We start from the raw sequence: 17544 nt of genomic DNA, 5'->3' as shown, positions 1-17544 counted from the left end.
GAGCACGACATTTGGCTATTCCCCGAAGGCATGGGCAACTACAGCGCCATTCAAGGCGCACACATCTGGGTCTATTGGCTTCGCTCAGGAAGCCTTTTGCTTTGGTCGCGCCATGTACTTCAATGGCGTTCCGTAGATTTTGCCAGCCAACGTCTGAGGCGTAGCGTGCGTTATATCGCTTTCGCCACCCAGCTTCGAGGTCCACTTGCCATTTTCGAGTTGCCGAGCTACATGAAGGAAATTGCCGGCCGAATCACCGTAGATGACAATTTTCTCTAGGCCCTTTTCTTTTTTTCCGTCCGCTGCATCGACAAAGCCATAGTGATTGAACATGACCGCGTACGCGTCTATGGACGAACCTGCGTGAGCCACTGGCCAGGAGCCGGCGGGGGAAGGTTCAAGCCATGTATTGTTCAATCCGACGGCCCAAGCAACACAATTGTATTTCCAGTCAATCGGGCTGGTAATTGAAAGTGAGGCTAGATTCTTCGTACCGTCGGGAAACCATTCATTGATCTTCTTGCGAAGCGTGAAGCTCTCCTTCACAGGAGTTTGTTTTTCTTGCCCCATTCCACCCAGCATTCAGCGATTGTTCCGAAATCCCCAGGCGCTACATCCTGCGCGGGGTCTATTCTAGTTATAGCCTTTAGTGCCCAAAACCAAGGCTCCACGGACTTCTGCAATTCCTTGAGCAGTACTGGTACAACCCTAGGCCCGAGGCCAATTATTGCAGCATACTCGGGGGAGAAGAGTCGATCGCGTAACAACCCGGCTGGACCCATCCTGGAATCAAGGGCTGTCCTTAGCTTTCGGAATTCCCTCTTCACGTCCACGCTTTCTTGGTTTTGCAGCCACTCCATTTTTTGGGGGGCGCTAACAATGCGGACACGCTTAACGGGAGGCTGTCGGCGAATATGAGTTTTCTGCTGATTTAGTGGCGTGCGCGGAGCAGGCCAATTTGATACATCCGGCTCTGACCAATTGGTTTGTTGGTAGAACTCGAAATCATAAAGATCTTGGGCCATTGTTTCTCCGATTACTTGACCGTAATTCTGGATACTTTGGCGGCTGCTATGAATGACTCCATTGCAGTCTCCTTGGCACTTGCCCGTTCTACAACATTCTTCAGCGCAATAAGATCATTCGCGTCCAGCGCAATGAATTGACTCTTGTATTCACCGTCTTGATAGCTTTTCAAGACCAATGTGTGCATTATTGAGCAAGCCTCTATTTTCTCGCTTTTGCCCTTACCAATGCCGAAAACCGGGCGAATGTCAGAAATGATCTTGACCTCTTGCAACAACGCTGGCCGCTCCGTGGTCAGAGAAATTGCCTTTGCTTTGATCCCGATTTCATCGTTGGAAAGCACAAGCAGTAGGCGCTGCTTCAAAAGCGCGAGTTCTTTTGCAGACGTCAGAAACGTCCGACCCGTGTTGGCCTTAATTGACGCAAGCAACGCATTGGTCACATCACTCGGCTTCTCGCCGTCTGCTATGTGAGACATCACCACAGGGAAAATTGCCTGAGCAATGTCTGCTGCCTCGGCGCTGCAGACTTTCAATTCGGCAGCAGCATCGCGGAGGTTTCCTAAAGCCCCAAACTCCTGCGCCCTCGATTGCATGAACTCAAGCAGTTCGCTGAAGCCCGCGTCAGAAAGACCGGCCAAGAGTGCCAGCTTAAGTTGTGCGTCTTTTGGGACGTTTAGGTGAAGGGCCACGGTGCTTTTGGTGTGAGTGAGGTTCAACTATGCAGCATAGCAGTCGTTGTTCTGCTCGGGTACAGCCCTTATGCGTGCATGAGTACGTCATAAGCCCGGCAATTGCGATGCCTGTGAGGAAGTGGCCGCTTTCTAACACTGCGCCATCTAGTGTTGGAAACATAGGGCATTGACAATATCAACATATCCTCAGATACTGACACCAGTTTCCAACACATTGAGTGCCAGCCATGTCCCGAGTCTTTGCCTATGCCCGCGTCTCCACAGTCGAACAGTTGACCGAGAACCAGCGCGAGCAGATCACGGCAGCGGGATACAAGGTCGATGCTCGGCGCTTCGTGGAGGAACAGGTGTCGGGGTCCGTTCCAGCATCACAGCGACAAGGCTTTCAGAAGCTCCTGGATCGTATGGAGGACGGCGACACGCTGATCGTCACCAAGTTGGATCGCATTGGCCGGGACAGCATCGACGTTCAGCAGACGGTGAACCTGTTCATCGAACGTGGTATCCGCTTGGTCGTCCTTCAGCTTGGAAACCTGGACCTGACATCCTCCGCCGGGGCGCTGATGGTGAAGATGTTGGCTGCCGTAGCCGACTTCGAACGAGACCTGATCATTGAGCGCACCCAGGCCGGTCAGGCGCGAGCCAGGGCCGAAGGTAAGCACATGGGCCGACCATCGAAGACTAGCCCCGAGGAGCAGGATGAGATTCGCTCACTGCTGGCGCAGGGTGTCTCGGTGTCCGAAGTCGCCCGTCGTTTCTCGGAGCCAAAGGGCCGCACCATTAGCCGCGCCACGGTGATCAGCATCCGGGATCGGACCTGAGGTGACAAAACACAAGACAAGAAATCTAAGTTCATGTCCCAGCGGCTTCTTCACGAGAAGGATGGGCCTTAGAAGTCGAGAGCACCACCGTCAGGCCCTGGGGCCGTGTACTCACCCCTTTCGATCAGTTCCCTGGCCTTGGTGTAGACCAGGGTGTCTAGAGCCTCCCCGGCTAGCTCATCCAGCTTCTGGGCGTGAAGCTCCTGTACCTTGGCGGTCATGTCCATGTCCTCAGCCAACAGTGCCACCAGTTCTTCGGCAATCCTGGGACTCCAAAGCATCAGGGCGTCGGCCAGCATCGCCTTCTTTCCCGTGGAGGTGAAGGTCTTGGCGGGGCCTAGGACTTCGGAGAACCTGCGTGCCCACTCCTGAGCCTGCTTGGCGGCGGATTCATGATCGAACCCCTCACGCCCTGGGCGAGCATCTAGCCAGAAGGCTGGCACCTCTGCCCCCTCATCATTGAGGCCCCTGAGAACCATGCGCATCGTGCCTACCGTGCGATCACTCACGCCAGCGCCAGCGCTTACCTCAGCCTTGGTGAAGCCCCCGGCCTTGACTAGCTCCCAGGCCCATTGAGTGCGTTCAGCAGTGGACATGGAGAGCTTGGTCTTGCGGTTGACCTGACCCACGCCCAGCACAGCGGCCCTAGGCCCCTCGGGATCATTGAAGTAGATGACCGGGATCGTTGAGCGCTGGGCAGCCCTGTACGCCGCAACCCTGTGATGGCCGTCAACGAGGATGTTCTTACTCCCGATGCTCAGGACCGTCACCGGGTCTAGCTCGTCATCCGGGGAATCCTTGAGGACTCGCGTGAGCCCGGCGAGGTGAAGCCTGCCCCCTTCAGTCACCCCAGTCTTCGCGTTGGCCTCAGGCCTGCACTGGAACACCGAAGGGATCAGCGTCAGGGACTTGAGCGCGAGAACCCCTGGGGGCCTGGGGATGCGTGAAGACGCCGGGAGGGAGGCCCATTGCGTCTCTAGGGCCTGAAGTCTTGCGTTGTCCATCGAATCTTGAGAGTGAAATGCTCAAGAGAACCACGGAGCCTAGAGAGCCCTATGCATTCCCTTGGGGTGCAAATTGCATAGCAAGGGGCTCGGAAGCCCCATGGAATCAGGGGTTAGGCGTCAGGCGGAATCAGGGATCGCCAATGCGTAGGCGTGAACCACAGCGGCAGACGATCATCGTTGGCGAGCACCCAGGCATCACCGGGAGCTTCAGGCCAGCGGTCAAGCAGCTTTGCCACCTCGTAGCACTCCCCGAAGGCCGGATCATCGCCAGGGAAGCCGACCACCAGCACATGAGCGTGCTTTGGGGCCATAGCCACGTCCACGGGTACCCAGCCCTCAGACAGACATTGCTTGAGCATCACAGCGCCCCCTCAATGTGCGCCATGGCCTTGGTGAGCCATTCGGCCTTCATGCGGCGGCTGTAGCCCTCGCCATAGCCTGCGCTGATGCCGTCCCCTGCGTGGCCCTGAATGGCCTTCTGGATGGGTTCGGGGCAACCCACCTCCCGGAGCACATCCTTCATGCCGTGGCGGAAGCCGTGGGAGTTGAACGCCCAGGGGCTCAGGCGCTTGTTCACCGTGGCCGATGCGGTAGCCCCGCCGTTGGCATTCCGAGCGTATTGAGGGAACAGGGGGAAGTTGGAGGTGCGCGTGCCCGTGCCGCCTGGGAGGCTCATAGCGGTGTCCAGGGCATGCCTAGCAGCCTCAAGGGCATCACCCACCAGGGGAACATTGCGCACGCTATGAGCGTTCTTCAGGGGCCGCCATGGGTGCACCTGGAATTTGATGTACGGCGTATCACCGGACAACACCACATCGCCCACCCCCAGGCCTGCCACTTCAGCAATACGTGCCCCGGTGGCCAGTTGCAAGCGGATCAGGAGGGCGGGGGTACTACGGTCATCCCTATGGGCCTCCAACACCTCTCGTAGCTCACGGGCCGAAGGGGTTTTGACATCCTTGGTGTCCCTGCCCTCGTTCGGGATCAGGACTGCGGCGAAGGGGTTGATGGCACCCTTAATGTCCAGTTCACGGATCGCCACGTTGAGCACTGCATTCACCGTGTTCACAGCCCTTCGGACAGTGGCGGTCTTGGAGCCCTTGGCGGTTCGCTGAACGACATAGCTACGGGCATGCTCACGGACCAGCGCCAGCACGGGAATGTCGCCAGCTAAGGACACCAGATGCCCCCAGTCCCGCGCAGCCCTGTCCGTGGCCCTCTTATTGGCCGTGTTCTGGTGCGTGGCAAGGTAGATCGCCAGGGCATCACTCAGACGGGGCTGCCCCTGGGCATCCTCAGGGGTGCGCAGGATGGCTAGGGCCTTCTGCTCCGTAGGGGTCAGGTAATGCCCCTCCTTCACCATGTCCGGGTTCTGCTCCAGCACATCAGGAGGAATGCGCTTGGCCTTCACGTAGGCCTGATACCGATCCTCAAAGTAGCTCGTGTCCATGTCCAAGGGCGGCAAGGAGTCGGCCAAGGCCTGGGCTGACTTCACGACAGCAGTAGGCACCAGGGAGGCATTCGCCCGCATAGCCACGAACGAGGACTGAAACTGTCTGTGCAGTTCCCCCGCGAGTTTGACGGCCACCTGGGGATCAGCAGTCTTGAGAGACTGTCGAATGACGGGGGAGGGATACCGCTCAGCTAAGTCGCTGGGGACACGCAAGCGGAATTGGTACGTACCACCCCTCAGGTAGAGGTGTTTAGCCATGAGGCTCAGGGAACGGGTGAGATAGAGGATCAAGGAGCATGCCCAATGAGTCCCCAGAAGCGCCCTTGTGGCACACCTGGAGCACAGTTAGTAGCACACTCTCCCGTCTCTTTTGAATCTAAGCCCTTGATTTACAAGGACTATCTCTGAATTAATGGTGCCGGCTATCGGATTCGAACTGATGACCTACCGCTTACAAGGCGGTTGCTCTACCAACTGAGCTAAGCCGGCTGAAGGAAGCGCATTGTAGGGGCAAACCAAAACGGGCTGCCCGCAGCGGGCGGCAGGCCGAGCGGGACGCCCGGCCGCGCGGAAGTGCTAGGGATAACTTCGGGTAAATACCGAAAAAACGCAGGCGCAAACGTTTGCGCATTGCGCTTCGGCTCACTACGATGCACCGCGGACCAAGCGATCGGTGTTGGTCCCTTTCCCACAAACACAGGAGACATGCATGATGAAGCTCACCCGCCGTACCGCCCAGACCACCGCGGCCCTGGCCCTCCTGGGCACTCTCGTCGGGTCACCCGCCCTGGCGCAGGACAAGCCCAAGGTGGCCCTGGTGATGAAGTCGCTGGCCAACGAGTTCTTCCGCACGATGGAAGACGGGGCCAAGGCGCACCAGAAGGCCAATGCGGGCAAGTACACGCTGGTGACCAACGGCATCAAGGACGAGACCGACACCGCGGCGCAGATCAAGATGGTCGAGCAGATGGTGGCGCAGAAGGTCAATGCGCTGGTGATCGCACCGGCCGACTCCAAGGCGCTGGTGCCGGTCATCAAGACCGCGATCGACAAGGGCATCGTCGTGGTCAATATCGACAACCGCCTGGACGCCGCCGCCCTGAAGGAGAAGAACATCCAGGTGCCGTTCGTGGGCCCCGACAACCGCGCCGGCGCCAAGCTGGTGGGCGACTTCCTCGCCAAGAGCCTGAAGTCCGGCGACAAGGTCGGCATCATCGAAGGCGTGTCCACCACCTTCAATGCGCAGCAACGGACGCTGGGCTTCCAGGATGCGATGACGGCCGCGGGCGCCCAGGTGGTGGGCGTGCAGTCCGGCCAGTGGGAGATCGACAAGGGCAACACGGTGGCCGCGGGCATGATGCGCGAACACCCCGACCTGAAGGCCCTGCTGGCCGGCAACGACAGCATGGCGCTGGGCGCCATCGCCGCCGTGAAGGCCGCGGGCAAGACCGGCAAGGTGCAGGTGGTGGGCTACGACAACATCGCCGCCGTCAAGCCGATGCTGGCCGATGGCCGCATGCTCGCCACGGCCGACCAGTTCGGCGCCAAGCAGGCCGTGTTCGGCATCGAGACGGCGCTGAAGGCGATCGCCGACAAGAAGAGCCAGTCGGACATGCCCGCCGAGATCAAGACCGACGTGGTCCTGGTCACCAAGTAAGTCCTCCGCAGCACCCGCCATGCCCACGGACACCGCCGCGCCCCTGCTGGCGCTTCATGACATCGGCAAGGACTACGCCACGACCGCGCTCGACGGCGTGAACCTCACGCTGGAGCGTGGCGAGGTGCTTGCGCTGACCGGCGAGAACGGTGCCGGCAAGAGCACCCTCTCCAAGATCGTCTGCGGCCTCGCCGCGCCCACGCGGGGCACGATGGCGCTGGCCGGCGAGCCCTTCCTGCCGGGCTCGCGCCGCGAGGCCGAGGCCCGCGGCGTGCGCATGGTGCTGCAGGAACTCGGCCTGGTGCCCACGCTGTCGGTGGCGGAGAACCTCCTGCTCGATCGCCTGCCCCGGCGCCTGGGCTGGCTGGACCGCACCGCGCTGCACGAGGCGGCCCGGGTGCAACTGGCCAAGATCGGCCTGTCGCACATCGACCCGGCCGTGCCGGTGGCGCGGCTGGGCGTCGGCCAGCAGCAGATGGTGGAGATCGCGCGCAACCTGCTCGACGACACCCGGGTGCTGATCCTCGACGAGCCCACCGCCATGCTGACGGCCCGCGAGACCGAGCACCTGTTCGAGCAGATCGCCCTGCTGAAGGCGCGCGGCGTGGGCATCATCTACGTCTCGCACCGGCTGGAGGAACTGCAGCGCATCGCCGACCGGGTGGCCGTGCTGCGCGACGGCCGGCTGGTCGACGTGAGGCCCATGGCCGGCGTGCGCGAGTCCGAGCTGGTGGAGCGCATGGTCGGCCGCGCGGTGCACGAGCATGACGGCCGGCCGCGCCGCGTGGCCGGGGCGCGCATGCTGAGCGCGCGCGGCATCGGCCGCGGCCGGGCGGTCCACGGCGTGGACCTGGAGCTGCGCGCCGGCGAGATCATGGGCATCGCCGGCCTGGTGGGATCGGGCCGCACCGAGCTGATCCGGCTGCTGTTCGGCGCCGACCGGGCCGACCAGGGCGCGATCGAGCTGCACTGGCCCGCCGCGCGGCAGCCGGAGGCGGGCCGCTGGCGCTCGCCGATGCAGGCCGCGCGCGCCGGCATCGGCCTGGTGACGGAGGACCGCAAGTCGCAGGGCCTGCTGCTGCCCCGCTCGATCCGCATCAACGCCACGCTCAGCGACCTCGGCTCGATCTCGCGCCTGGGCTGGCTGCGCGGCGGCGCCGAGCGCGCCATCGCGCGGCGGCTGGTGCAGACGCTGCGCATCCGCTCACGCGACGAGGAACAGAGCGTGGCCACGCTCAGCGGCGGCAACCAGCAGAAGGTGGTGTTCGCGCGCTGGCTGCACCGCGAATGCAAGGTGCTGCTGCTGGACGAGCCCACGCGCGGCGTCGATGTGGGCGCCCGCGCCGACCTCTATGCCGAGCTGGACCGCATGGCCGACGAAGGCAAGGCGCTGCTGATGGTCTCCAGCGACCTGCGCGAACTGATGGCCATGTGCGATCGCATCGGCGTCATGCGCGCCGGCCGCCTGGTGGCCGTGTTCGAGCGCGGCGACTGGGACACGCAATCGATCCTGGCCGCGGCCTTCGGCGAAGGCGCCAGCAGCGCCCCCTCTCACTGAACCCAACTTCATTGATGCCATGTCCACGATGCCTGTTGCTTCACCCTCCTCCCCCCGTTCGCCCGGCAGCGGCTCGCTGCTCGGACAGTTCGGCACCTACATCGGTCTGATCGTCGTGCTGGCCGGCATGGTCGGCCTGTTCGGCAGCCTCAGCGAATACTTCCTGACGCGCGAGACCTTCGTCACCATCGCCAACGAGATCCCGGCGCTGGCCGTGATGGCGGTCGGGATGACCTTCGTGCTGATCATCGCGGGCATCGACCTGTCGGTCGGCTCGGTGCTCGCGCTCAGCGCGGCCGTGACCGCCGCGGCCATCCTTCAGTGGCACGTGCCGGTGCCGCTGGCCACGCTGCTCGGCCTGGCGACCGGCCTGGTCTGCGGCGCGACGACCGGCGCCATCTCGGTGGCCTGGCGGCTGCCGAGCTTCATCGTCTCGCTGGGCATGCTGGAAGCCGTGCGCGGCGGCGCCTACCTGGTGACCGACTCGCGCACCCAGTACGTGGGCAATGCCATCGCGGGGCTGGCCGCGCCCTGGATCGGCGGCATCTCGGCCGCCTTCCTGCTCGCGCTGGTGCTGGTGATCGTGGGCCAGCTGGTGCTGTCGCACACGGTGTTCGGCCGCTATGTGGTGGGCATCGGCACCAACGAGGAAGCGATCCGGCTGGCGGGCGTCGACCCGCGGCCGATCCGCATCGTGGTGTTCGCGCTGACAGGCCTGCTGGCGGGCCTCGCGGGGCTGATGCAGGCGGCGCGGCTCGAGGCGGCGGACCCCAACTCGGGCGTGGGCGTCGAGCTGCAGGTGATCGCGGCGGTGGTCATCGGCGGCACCAGCCTGATGGGCGGGCGCGGCTCGGTCATCAGCACCTTCTTCGGCGTGCTGATCATCGCGGTGCTCGAGGCCGGCCTGGCGCAGGTCGGCGCCAGCGAGCCCAGCAAGCGCATCATCACCGGCGCGGTGATCGTCGTGGCGGTGATCATCGACACGCTGCGCCAGCGTCGCGCCGAACGCAAGGCTGCCTGAGCAGGAGCGCCCCGCAGCATGACCACCATCAAGGACGTCGCGCGGCACGCCGGCGTGTCGGTCACCACCGTCTCGCACGTCGTCAACGGCACGCGGCCGGTCAGCGCCGGCGGGCGCGAGCGCGTGCAGAGCGCGATCCGCGAGCTCGGCTACGTGCCCAACGCGATGGCGCGTAGCCTCAAGAGCAACACCACGTCGACGCTGGGCATGCTGATCCCGAACAGCTCCAACCCCTACTTCGCCGAGATCGTGCGGGTGGTCGAGGAGCGCTGTTTCGGCGCCGGCTACACGCTGGTGCTGTGCAACACCGACGACGATCCCCATCGCCAGCGGGTCTACCTGCAGGTGCTGACCGAGCGCCGCATCGACGGCCTGATCGTCGTCTCCACCGGCAACGACGAGACGCTGGCCCGCCAGCTCGACGGCCTGAAGGTGCCCATCGTGCTGCTCGACCGCGAGATCGCCGAGCCCCGCTGCGACCTGGTCGAGACCGCCCACATGCAGGGCGCCATGGATGCGGTGCGACACCTGGTGTCGCTGGGGCACCGGCGCATCGCCTGCATCGGCGGGCCGGCCGGCGTGGCTCCGAGCGAGCAGCGCATCGCCGGCTGGCGGGTCGCGCTGGCCGAGAACGGCTGCACGCCCGAGAGCGGCGAGGCCGATGCGCTGCTGTGGCGCGGCGGCTTCACCAGCCAGGGCGGCTATGAAGCGATGCACGCCATCCTCCGCGCCGGGCCGGACGAGCTGCCTTCCGCCGTGTTCGTCTGCAACGACCTGATGGCGATCGGCGCCTTGCGCGCCGCCTACGAGAGCGGCGTGCGGGTGCCCGACGACCTGTCCCTGGTGGGCTTCGACGACATCGAGCTTGCCACCTACACCAGCCCGGCGCTCACCACCGTGGCCCAGCCCAAGCGCCGCATGGGCACCCTCGCGGTGGACATGCTGCTCGAACGGATCGCCGGCCGCCGGCGCGACCCGCGCAAGGTGGTGCTCCAACCCGAACTGCATGTGCGCGCCTCGACCGCCCGCAAGTCCCGCTAGCAATGGAACAAGACCGCGACACTTCTGCCCGCCCGCCCGCGCCGCACATCGTCGTGCTCGGCAGCCTCAACATGGATCTGGTGCTGCGCGTCGCCACGGCGCCGGTGGCCGGCGAGACCTGCGTCGGCCGCTCGATCAGCGCCGTTCCCGGCGGCAAGGGCGCCAACCAGGCAGTGAGCTGCGCGCGCCAGGGCGCACGCGTGCTGATGATCGGCTGCGTGGGCGACGACGACCACGGGCGCGCCATGCGCGACGCGCTCGCGCGCGACGGCATCGACACCAGCGCCCTTCGCACCGACACGACGCTACCGACCGGCACCGCGCTGATCCTGGTCGAGGACAACGGGCAGAACCGCATCGTCATCATCGGCGGCGCCAATGGCGGACTGCAGCTCGACGCGAGCGAACTGCGCGCGCAGCTCGCCGGCGCCGCCTTCCTCGTGACCCAGTTCGAGAGCCCGATGGCGCAGGTTGAACTCGCCATCATGGCCGCGCACGAGGCCGGCTGCCCGGTGCTGCTCAACCCCTCGCCGGTGCAGCCGATCGCCGAGGCGCTGTGGCCGATGATCGACACGCTGGTGCTCAACGAGGTCGAGGCGCACGCGCTCACCGGCCTGAGCGCCGATGCGCCCGAGCAGGCCGCGGCGGCCGGCCGCGCGCTGCACGCGCGTGGCGTGCGTCGCGTCGTGGTGACGCTCGGCGCTCAGGGCGCCGTCGCGATCGATGCCGCCGGCGAGCGCCACCACCCGGCGCCCGCCGTCCGGGCGGTCGACACGACCGCTGCGGGCGATACCTTCCTGGGTGCCCTCGCCACCGAGCTCGCGAGCGGCGCCTCGCTGGACGACGCCGTGCGCCAAGGCATTCGCGCGGGCGCCCTGTGCGTCCAGCAGGCCGGCGCCCAGCCGTCGATCCCGCGGCGCGAGGCGGTGCTGCGCAGCGCTCCACTTCCCCATCTTTCCCTTCTTCCCAGCGACTGGACCCGTCCATGAAACGAACCGCCCTGCTGCATGCCGAGCTGTCCCAGGTCATCGCGAGCATGGGCCATGGCGACATGCTGGTCATCGCCGATGCCGGCCTGCCCATTCCCGCCGGGCCGCTGCGCATCGACCTCGCGCTCACACCCGGCGTGCCGCGGGTGGCGGAGGTGCTGAAGGCGGTGCTGGCGGAACTGCAGGTCGAGCGTGCGCTGATTGCGACGGAGGCCGGTCCTGAGCAGGGCAGCACGGCGCTTCCCGCCTGGTGCCATGGGCTCCTGCCGGTGCAGCCGGAGCGCGTGTCGCACGAGGAACTCAAGCGCGTGAGCCTGCGGGCCCGGGCCGTGGTGCGCTCCGGCGAATGCACGCCCTACGCGAACATCGTCCTGTGCGCCGGCGTGGCGTTCTGAAGCAGGCTCGATGACAAAAAGAAAGGCCGCGCTGGCCAGGCAGGAGGTGCCTGATCCAGTGCGGCCTGGCGCGGGGTTCTTCCCGGCTACTTGACGCGCTTCAGCGAGGGCCGGCCACCGCCGGAGCCCGGGCCGTCCGGCTCGTCGTCGCCCGGCCCGGTGTCGGGCTGGGCCTCCGGCGCCTCCGACGGCGCGTCCGGGTTCGGCGCCAGCCGCAGGCCGCGCAGCGGCGTGGCCGGGCGCGGCTGCGAGGGCGCCTGCACGGCCGCAACCGGCGCTGCGCTGGCCGTCGTCGTCGCCTCCGCTGCCGCGCCGCCGCCCGGCTGGGCCTCGGGCGCCGGGAAGGCCATGCCCTGGCCGTTCTCGCGCGCGTAGATCGCCACGACATGGTCGACCGGCACGATGATCTCGCGCGCCACCCCGCCGAAGCGGGCCTTGAACTGGATGAACTCGTTGCCGAGGTCCAGCCCGCTGGTGGCGTCGAAACCGACGTTCAGCACGATCTCGTTGTTGCTGACGTACTCCATCGGCACCTGCACCGAACGGTCGACGTGGACCGCGATATAGGGCGTGAAGCCGTTGTCGGTGCACCAGTCGTGCAGCGCGCGGATCAGGTAGGGCCGCGTCGAGGTCGACGCGGCGCCACCGCTTCCCGTGGTCTGGTCCATGCCGCTTACTTGCGCATGACCTTTTCGGACGGCGTCAGCGCCTCGATGTAGGCCGGGCGCGAGAAGATGCGCTCGGCGTACTTCAGCAGCGGCAGCGCGTTCTTGGACATGTCGATGCCGTAGTAGTCCAGGCGCCACAGCAGCGGGGCGATGGCCACGTCCAGCATCGAGAAGTCGTCGCCGAGCATGTACTTGTTCTTCAGGAAGATCGGCGCCAGCTGGGTCAGGCGGTCACGGATCTGGGCGCGGGCCTTCTCGAGCTGCTTGTCGGTGGCCTTGACGGCCATACTGCGGCCTTCCAGCACGTTGACGTGGGCGAACAGTTCCTTCTCGAAGTTCAGCAGGAACAGGCGCACGCGGGCGCGGGCGACCGGGTCGCCGGGCATCAGCTGCGGGTGCGGGAAGCGCTCGTCGATGTACTCGTTGATGATGTGCGACTCATACAGGATCAGGTCGCGCTCGACGAGGATGGGCACCTCGTTGTACGGGTTCATCAGGGCGATGTCTTCGGGCTTGGCGAAGAGGTCGACATCGCGGATTTCAAAGTCCATGCCCTTTTCGAACAGCACGAAGCGGCAACGGTGCGAGTAAGGGCAGGTGGTTCCAGAATAAAGCACCATCATGGCGGCGAGCTCCCGAGAGACAGACAGAACAGGTGAAACAGGGCAAAGGCGAGAGTGTGAACTAAACGCCTTCCAAAAAGCAAACGCAGCGGGAGGCTCGGCGAGCGTCCCACTGCGCTTCGGGGGGCGCTCCGTCGAGACGGAGCGTTATTCAACGCGGTTTACTTGACGTCTTTCCAGTAGGCAGCATTCAGGCGCCACGCAAAGACGGTCAGCACCGACAGGAACAGCAGCACGATCACGCCGAGGCGGAAGCGCTCGCTCTGAGCCGGCTCGCCCATCCACTGGAGGTAGGCGACCAGGTCGCCGACTGCGTCGTCGAACTGGCGGGGCGTCATTTTACCCGGAGTCACCTGATCGAAGCCGGTGATCACGTGCGTCTTCAGGCCGTGCTCGTGCGGATCCTCGATTTCCTCGATCTTCGGCACCCGCACGCCCTGCAGTTCCCACAGCACATGCGGCATCGCCACGCTGGGGAAGGCGACGTTGTTCCAGCCGGTGGCCTTGGTCTCGTCGCGGTAGAAGGTGCGCAGGTAGGTGTAGAGGTAGTCGGCGCCCGAGCCGCGCTCGCCGGAACGCGAGCGGGCGATCACGGACAGGTCAGGCGGCACCGCGCCGAACCATTCCTTGGCCTGCTTCGGGTCCAGCGTCGTGCGCATCAGGTCGCCGACCTTGCCGCCCGAGAACAGCATGTTGTCCTTGATCTGCTGGTCGGTCAGGCCGATATCGTGCAGGCGGTTGTAGCGCATGAACGAGGCCTGGTGGCAGTTCAGGCAGTAGTTCACGAACAGCTTCGCGCCGTTCTGCAGGGCCGCCATGTCCTCCATCTTGTAGGTGGGGAACTTGTCCCAGGGCGCGCCGCCTTCGTTGGCCTGCGCACCGCCCTGCAGCCCCAGCAGGCCCAGACCGATCAGCAGCGTGGCGATGAATTTCTTCGTCATTCTTTTCACTCCGGTCGTCGATCGATCAGTGGGCGTGGAAGGTGATGCGATCGGGCGGCGTCTTGAACTTGCCCAGCTGGCTCCACCACGGCATCAGCAGGAAGAAGCCGAAGTAGAACAGGGTGCCGATCTGCGAGACGATCGTGCCGGCCTCGGTCGGCGGCTGGATGCCCAGGTAGCCGAGCACCAGGAAGTACAGGACGAAGACGACGTACAGGTACAGGTGCCAGTCGGGGCGGTAGCGGATCGACTTGACCGGGCTGTGGTCCAGCCAGGGCAGGAAGAACAGGATCACGACCGCGCCGCCCATCACCACCACGCCCCAGAACTTGGCGTCGTAGGTCTTGAGCAGGAACACGGCGACGGCGGCGATCACCAGCAGCCCGACCTTGGCGGCGCCGGAGAAGCGGCCCTTGAGCACGCCCACCACCGCGGCGATGCCGATGATGCCGGACAGCACGTTGACCATCACGTCGGTCGTGGCGCGCAGCATCGAGTAGAAGGGCGTGAAGTACCAGACCGGCGCGATGTGCAGCGGCGTCTTCAGCGGATCGGCGGGGATGAAGTTGTTGGCTTCCAGGAAGTAGCCGCCCATCTCCGGCGCGAAGAAGACGATGGCGCAGAACACCATCAGGAACAGGCAGGTGCCGTACAGGTCGTGGACCGTGTAGTACGGGTGGAAGGGGATGCCGTCCACCGAGTGGCCGTTCGCGTCCTTCGGGGTCTTCGGGCCCTTGATCTCGACGCCGTCGGGGTTGTTGGAACCCACCTCGTGCAGCGCGATGATGTGCGCCACCACCAGGCCGATCAGCACCAGCGGCACCGCGATCACGTGGAAGCTGAAGAAGCGGTTCAGCGTGGCGTCGCCGACGACGTAGTCTCCGCGGATCAGCAGGGCCAGGTCCGGGCCGATGTAGGGCACGGCGCTGAACAGGTTGACGATCACCTGGGCGCCCCAGTAGCTCATCTGGCCCCAGGGCAGCAGGTAGCCCATGAAGGCCTCGGCCATCAGGCACAGGAAGATCGCGCAGCCGAAGATCCAGACCAGCTCGCGCGGCTTGCGGTAGGAGCCGTAGATCATGCCCCGGAACATGTGCAGGTACACGACCAGGAAGAAGCACGAGGCGCCCGTGCTGTGCATGTTGCGGATCAGCCAGCCCGAGGGCACGTCCCGCATGATGTACTCGACCGACGCGAACGCGATCGGGATGCCGGAGGCATTGAGCGTCGCGTCCGGCTTGTAGTGCATCACCAGGAAGATGCCGGTGACCACCTGGATCACCAGCACCAGCAGGGCCAGCGAGCCGAAGATGTACCACCAGTTGAAGTTCTTCGGAGCGTAGTACTCCGACATGTGCTCCTTGTACATCTTCGATGCCGGGAAGCGGTTGTCCACCCAGGTCATCAAGCGCGTGCCGGCCGATGCGCCGGCGGGAGCTTCCTTGAATTCAGCAGCCATGTGTTGCCTCTATCTCGTTGTGCTTGTCGTCCTACCGCGGGCCGTTCTCAGGCCTTCTTGTCCTCGCCGATCAGAAGGCGGGTGTCGGACAGGTACATGTGCGGCGGCACCTCGAGGTTGTCCGGCGCGGGCTTGTTCTTGAAGACGCGGCCGGCCAGGTCGAAGGTCGAGCCGTGGCAGGGGCAGAGGAAGCCGCCCGCCCAGTCGTTGGGCAGCGAGGCCTGCGGGCCGGCGACGAACTTGTCGCTGGGCGAGCAGCCCAGGTGGGTGCAGATGCCGATGACCACCAGGTACTCGGGCTTGATCGAGCGGCCTTCGTTCTTGGCATAGGCCGGGATCGGGTAGGCGGTGCGCTTGGATTCCGGGTCGGCCAGCTGGGCGTCGAGCTTGGGCAGCTCGGCGATCTGCTCGGGCGTGCGGCGCAGGATCCACACCGGCTTGCCGCGCCATTCGACGGTCATCTTTTCGCCGGGCTTCAGGCCGGAGATGTCCGCCTCCACCGGCGCGCCGGCCGCCTTGGCGCGCTCGGACGGCGCAAACGTGCTGACGAAGGGCACTGCGGTGGCAACGCCACCGACGGCGCCAGCGCAACTGGTGGCAATCAGCCAGGTGCGCTTGCCTTGGTCCACTTGGTGGTCACTCATGAAGTTCCTAGCCTGGTTACAGAGGTCTTATTTCAGGTGATGCGAGATTCGGGAGCAACCGGCGACTATAGCGGCAAGGCATGACGTACCCCATCGGGCAGAACCATGGGCTGCACCCAGGGCGCGACAGTCGTTGTTTTGCCATCGCACAGCCGTTCAAATGGCCCGCTGCACCTGGGCCTAACGCCCAGCTTCAACGGAGACACCATGGGATTTGCTTCCGAGTTCAAGGAATTCGCCGTCAAGGGCAATGTGATGGACCTGGCGGTCGGCGTCATCATCGGCGGCGCCTTCGGCAAGATCGTCGACTCGGCGGTCAAGGATCTGATCATGCCGCTGGTCGGCAAGGTGGTCGGGGGCCTCGACTTCAGCAACTACTTCATCAAGCTCGGCGCCGCGCCGGCCGACTTCAAGGGGCCGGAGACCTACGAGGCGCTGACCAAGGCCGGCGTGCCGCTGTTCGCCTACGGCAACTTCCTGACCATCCTGCTGAACTTCGTCATCCTGGCCTTCGTGATCTTTGTCATGATCCGCGAGATCAACAAGGTCAAGCGCAGCGTCGAGCACGTGCCGCCGCCGGCGCCGAGCGAGCCGCCGGCCCCGCCGGAAGACATCGTGCTGCTGCGCGAGATCCGCGACTCGCTGGCCCGCCGGCCCTGATTTCCGGCAGTAAGCAAAGGTTTCGCTGCGCTGCAGCGTTAGCTAGTTGGCAGCACGAGACCCGGCGCGGCGCTCGGCTTGCCCGTGTCTGCGAGGCTTTGGGGCGATACTTCATCGGGTGTCAATCCCCCGTGTTTCCCGGCCCTGCGTGAGATGAATGCGCCCGAGTCCAGACTGAATCCGCACCTCGAAGCCGCGCTGCAGCGCGTGCGCACTGCCGCCGAGCAGGCCGCGGAGCGCTGCGCGGAAGGCTTGGGGCTGTCGGCACTCTCGGCCGGGCAGATCAAGCGACGCGACGCGCTGCTGGCCGCGCAATTCGTGTTCCGCCAGCAACAGAGCCAGTTCGCGCTGCGCTTCCACCAGAGCCTGCGCACCCAGGTGGCCGGCGAGCAGTCGACCGGCGAGGCGCCACGCGCCGCCCCCGGCAAGGCCGCCAAGGCCCAGTGGACCGAGCTTTCGCTGATGGACGACGACGCGGTGGACGCGCTGGTCGCGGCCGACCGCATCGGCCTGGCCATCGGCCACCAGAGCGAGTGGGAGCTGCGCGAGGTGGAGTCCTATGTCGGCGGCCTCTCCGCCGGCGGCCGCAACCCGCTGCGGCCCGAACTGATCGGCCAGGCGCTGCTGGAAGGCGTGCAGGCCGTCACCGAAGACCCGCAGGCCCGCGAAACCCTGACCGACGAGCTCACCCGCGCGCTGGCCCAGGAAATGCGCGCCTGCTATGCCGACATCGCCGAGATGTTCCGCAGCCGCGGCCTGCGCCCGCAGGACCTGCGCGTGCGCGGCAGCGCCGGCCATGGCGATTCGCGCGGCGGGGCCAATTCGATGTCGGGCCACAGCATGCGCGGCGGCGAGAGCGAGGCGGGACCGCACAGCCAGCATGGCGG

Annotated in this window: 18 protein-coding genes, 1 tRNA gene and 1 pseudogene; 9 read left to right on the top strand and 11 right to left on the bottom strand. The window is 65.2% G+C overall.

The features are described 5' to 3' along the window. Positions 1-84: 84 nt before the first annotated feature. Both B0W88_RS32910 and B0W88_RS32905 read right to left on the bottom strand, forming a co-directional pair. Positions 85-546, bottom strand: a complete 462-nt coding sequence (locus tag B0W88_RS32910; protein ID WP_158080810.1) for a hypothetical protein — start codon at positions 544-546, stop codon at positions 85-87. 490 nt (positions 547-1036) lie between these two features. Then, positions 1037-1744, bottom strand: coding sequence for a hypothetical protein (locus B0W88_RS32905; protein WP_144006641.1), 708 nt, complete (start codon positions 1742-1744; stop codon positions 1037-1039). Between the two features lie 203 nt (positions 1745-1947). On the opposite strand from B0W88_RS32905, the gene B0W88_RS06510 reads away from it, so the two are divergent. Next, complete coding sequence (locus B0W88_RS06510) at positions 1948-2541, top strand: recombinase family protein (protein WP_077033848.1); 594 nt, start codon at positions 1948-1950, stop codon at positions 2539-2541. Positions 2542-2609: 68 nt separating this feature from the next. On the opposite strand, the gene B0W88_RS06505 is transcribed toward B0W88_RS06510, so the two are convergent. From B0W88_RS06505 to B0W88_RS06490, 4 genes and pseudogenes are all read right to left on the bottom strand, one after another. Beyond that, complete coding sequence (locus tag B0W88_RS06505) at positions 2610-3545, bottom strand: hypothetical protein (protein ID WP_077033847.1); 936 nt, start codon at positions 3543-3545, stop codon at positions 2610-2612. Positions 3546-3906: 361 nt separating this feature from the next. Next, on the bottom strand, positions 3907-4998 hold the full coding sequence (xerC, locus tag B0W88_RS06495) for a tyrosine recombinase XerC (RefSeq protein ID WP_158080809.1): 1092 nt from the start codon (positions 4996-4998) through the stop codon (positions 3907-3909). Between the two features lie 87 nt (positions 4999-5085). Continuing rightward, a pseudogene (locus B0W88_RS35305) lies at positions 5086-5259 on the bottom strand (DUF6538 domain-containing protein); the annotation flags it as partial. Positions 5260-5414: 155 nt separating this feature from the next. Beyond that, positions 5415-5490 (bottom strand) — tRNA-Thr (locus B0W88_RS06490). Positions 5491-5713: 223 nt separating this feature from the next. Between B0W88_RS06490 and B0W88_RS06485 the strand changes: the two genes are divergently transcribed. From B0W88_RS06485 to rbsD, 6 genes are read left to right on the top strand one after another with little or no spacing between them, the layout of a single operon-like run. Beyond that, positions 5714-6658: a sugar ABC transporter substrate-binding protein gene (locus B0W88_RS06485; RefSeq protein WP_077033866.1), complete on the top strand. Its 945-nt coding sequence runs from the start codon at positions 5714-5716 to the stop codon at positions 6656-6658. A gap of 19 nt (positions 6659-6677) precedes the next feature. Continuing rightward, positions 6678-8216 (top strand): sugar ABC transporter ATP-binding protein, encoded by a 1539-nt coding sequence (locus tag B0W88_RS06480; protein ID WP_077033844.1) that lies wholly within the window; start codon positions 6678-6680, stop codon positions 8214-8216. A gap of 28 nt (positions 8217-8244) precedes the next feature. Continuing rightward, positions 8245-9237 carry an ABC transporter permease gene (locus tag B0W88_RS06475; protein WP_144006643.1) on the top strand — a complete coding sequence of 331 codons (993 nt, stop codon included), beginning with the start codon at positions 8245-8247 and terminating at the stop codon, positions 9235-9237. Between the two features lie 18 nt (positions 9238-9255). Continuing rightward, a complete protein-coding gene (locus B0W88_RS06470) occupies positions 9256-10278 on the top strand; it encodes a LacI family DNA-binding transcriptional regulator (RefSeq protein WP_077033842.1) in 1023 nt (340 codons plus the stop codon). Between the two features lie 2 nt (positions 10279-10280). Beyond that, on the top strand, positions 10281-11267 hold the full coding sequence (gene rbsK / locus B0W88_RS06465; protein ID WP_077033841.1) for a ribokinase: 987 nt from the start codon (positions 10281-10283) through the stop codon (positions 11265-11267). Continuing rightward, positions 11264-11662 (top strand): D-ribose pyranase, encoded by a 399-nt coding sequence (gene rbsD / locus B0W88_RS06460; RefSeq protein WP_077033840.1) that lies wholly within the window; start codon positions 11264-11266, stop codon positions 11660-11662. The genes rbsK and rbsD overlap by 4 nt, the downstream gene beginning before the upstream one ends. An 86-nt stretch (positions 11663-11748) precedes the next feature. On the opposite strand, the gene B0W88_RS06455 is transcribed toward rbsD, so the two are convergent. From B0W88_RS06455 to petA, 5 genes are all read right to left on the bottom strand, one after another. Next, positions 11749-12330, bottom strand: coding sequence for a ClpXP protease specificity-enhancing factor (locus tag B0W88_RS06455; RefSeq protein ID WP_077033839.1), 582 nt, complete (start codon positions 12328-12330; stop codon positions 11749-11751). A gap of 5 nt (positions 12331-12335) precedes the next feature. Then, positions 12336-12953 (bottom strand): glutathione S-transferase N-terminal domain-containing protein, encoded by a 618-nt coding sequence (locus B0W88_RS06450; protein WP_077033838.1) that lies wholly within the window; start codon positions 12951-12953, stop codon positions 12336-12338. A 161-nt stretch (positions 12954-13114) separates the two neighbouring features. Continuing rightward, complete coding sequence (locus B0W88_RS06445; RefSeq protein ID WP_077033837.1) at positions 13115-13894, bottom strand: cytochrome c1; 780 nt, start codon at positions 13892-13894, stop codon at positions 13115-13117. A 25-nt stretch (positions 13895-13919) separates the two neighbouring features. Then, entirely contained in the window at positions 13920-15353 is a 1434-nt protein-coding gene (locus B0W88_RS06440) for a cytochrome bc complex cytochrome b subunit (RefSeq protein WP_077033836.1), read from the bottom strand. A 47-nt stretch (positions 15354-15400) separates the two neighbouring features. Further along, complete coding sequence (gene petA, locus B0W88_RS06435; protein ID WP_077033835.1) at positions 15401-15997, bottom strand: ubiquinol-cytochrome c reductase iron-sulfur subunit; 597 nt, start codon at positions 15995-15997, stop codon at positions 15401-15403. A gap of 207 nt (positions 15998-16204) precedes the next feature. On the opposite strand from petA, the gene mscL reads away from it, so the two are divergent. Together mscL and B0W88_RS06425 are read left to right on the top strand one after the other, a co-directional pair. After that, positions 16205-16657, top strand: coding sequence for a large conductance mechanosensitive channel protein MscL (gene mscL / locus B0W88_RS06430; RefSeq protein WP_077033834.1), 453 nt, complete (start codon positions 16205-16207; stop codon positions 16655-16657). Between the two features lie 153 nt (positions 16658-16810). Continuing rightward, a partial coding sequence (locus B0W88_RS06425) for a DUF1631 family protein (RefSeq protein ID WP_144006638.1) occupies positions 16811-17544 on the top strand: 734 nt, incomplete at its 3' end.

It is taken from the genome of Pelomonas sp. KK5, assembly GCF_001984095.1.
GTDB lineage: Bacteria > Pseudomonadota > Gammaproteobacteria > Burkholderiales > Burkholderiaceae_C > KK5.
The sequence above is the reverse complement of the archived record's forward strand: the minus strand, read 5'-3'. Positions and strand labels throughout refer to the sequence as shown.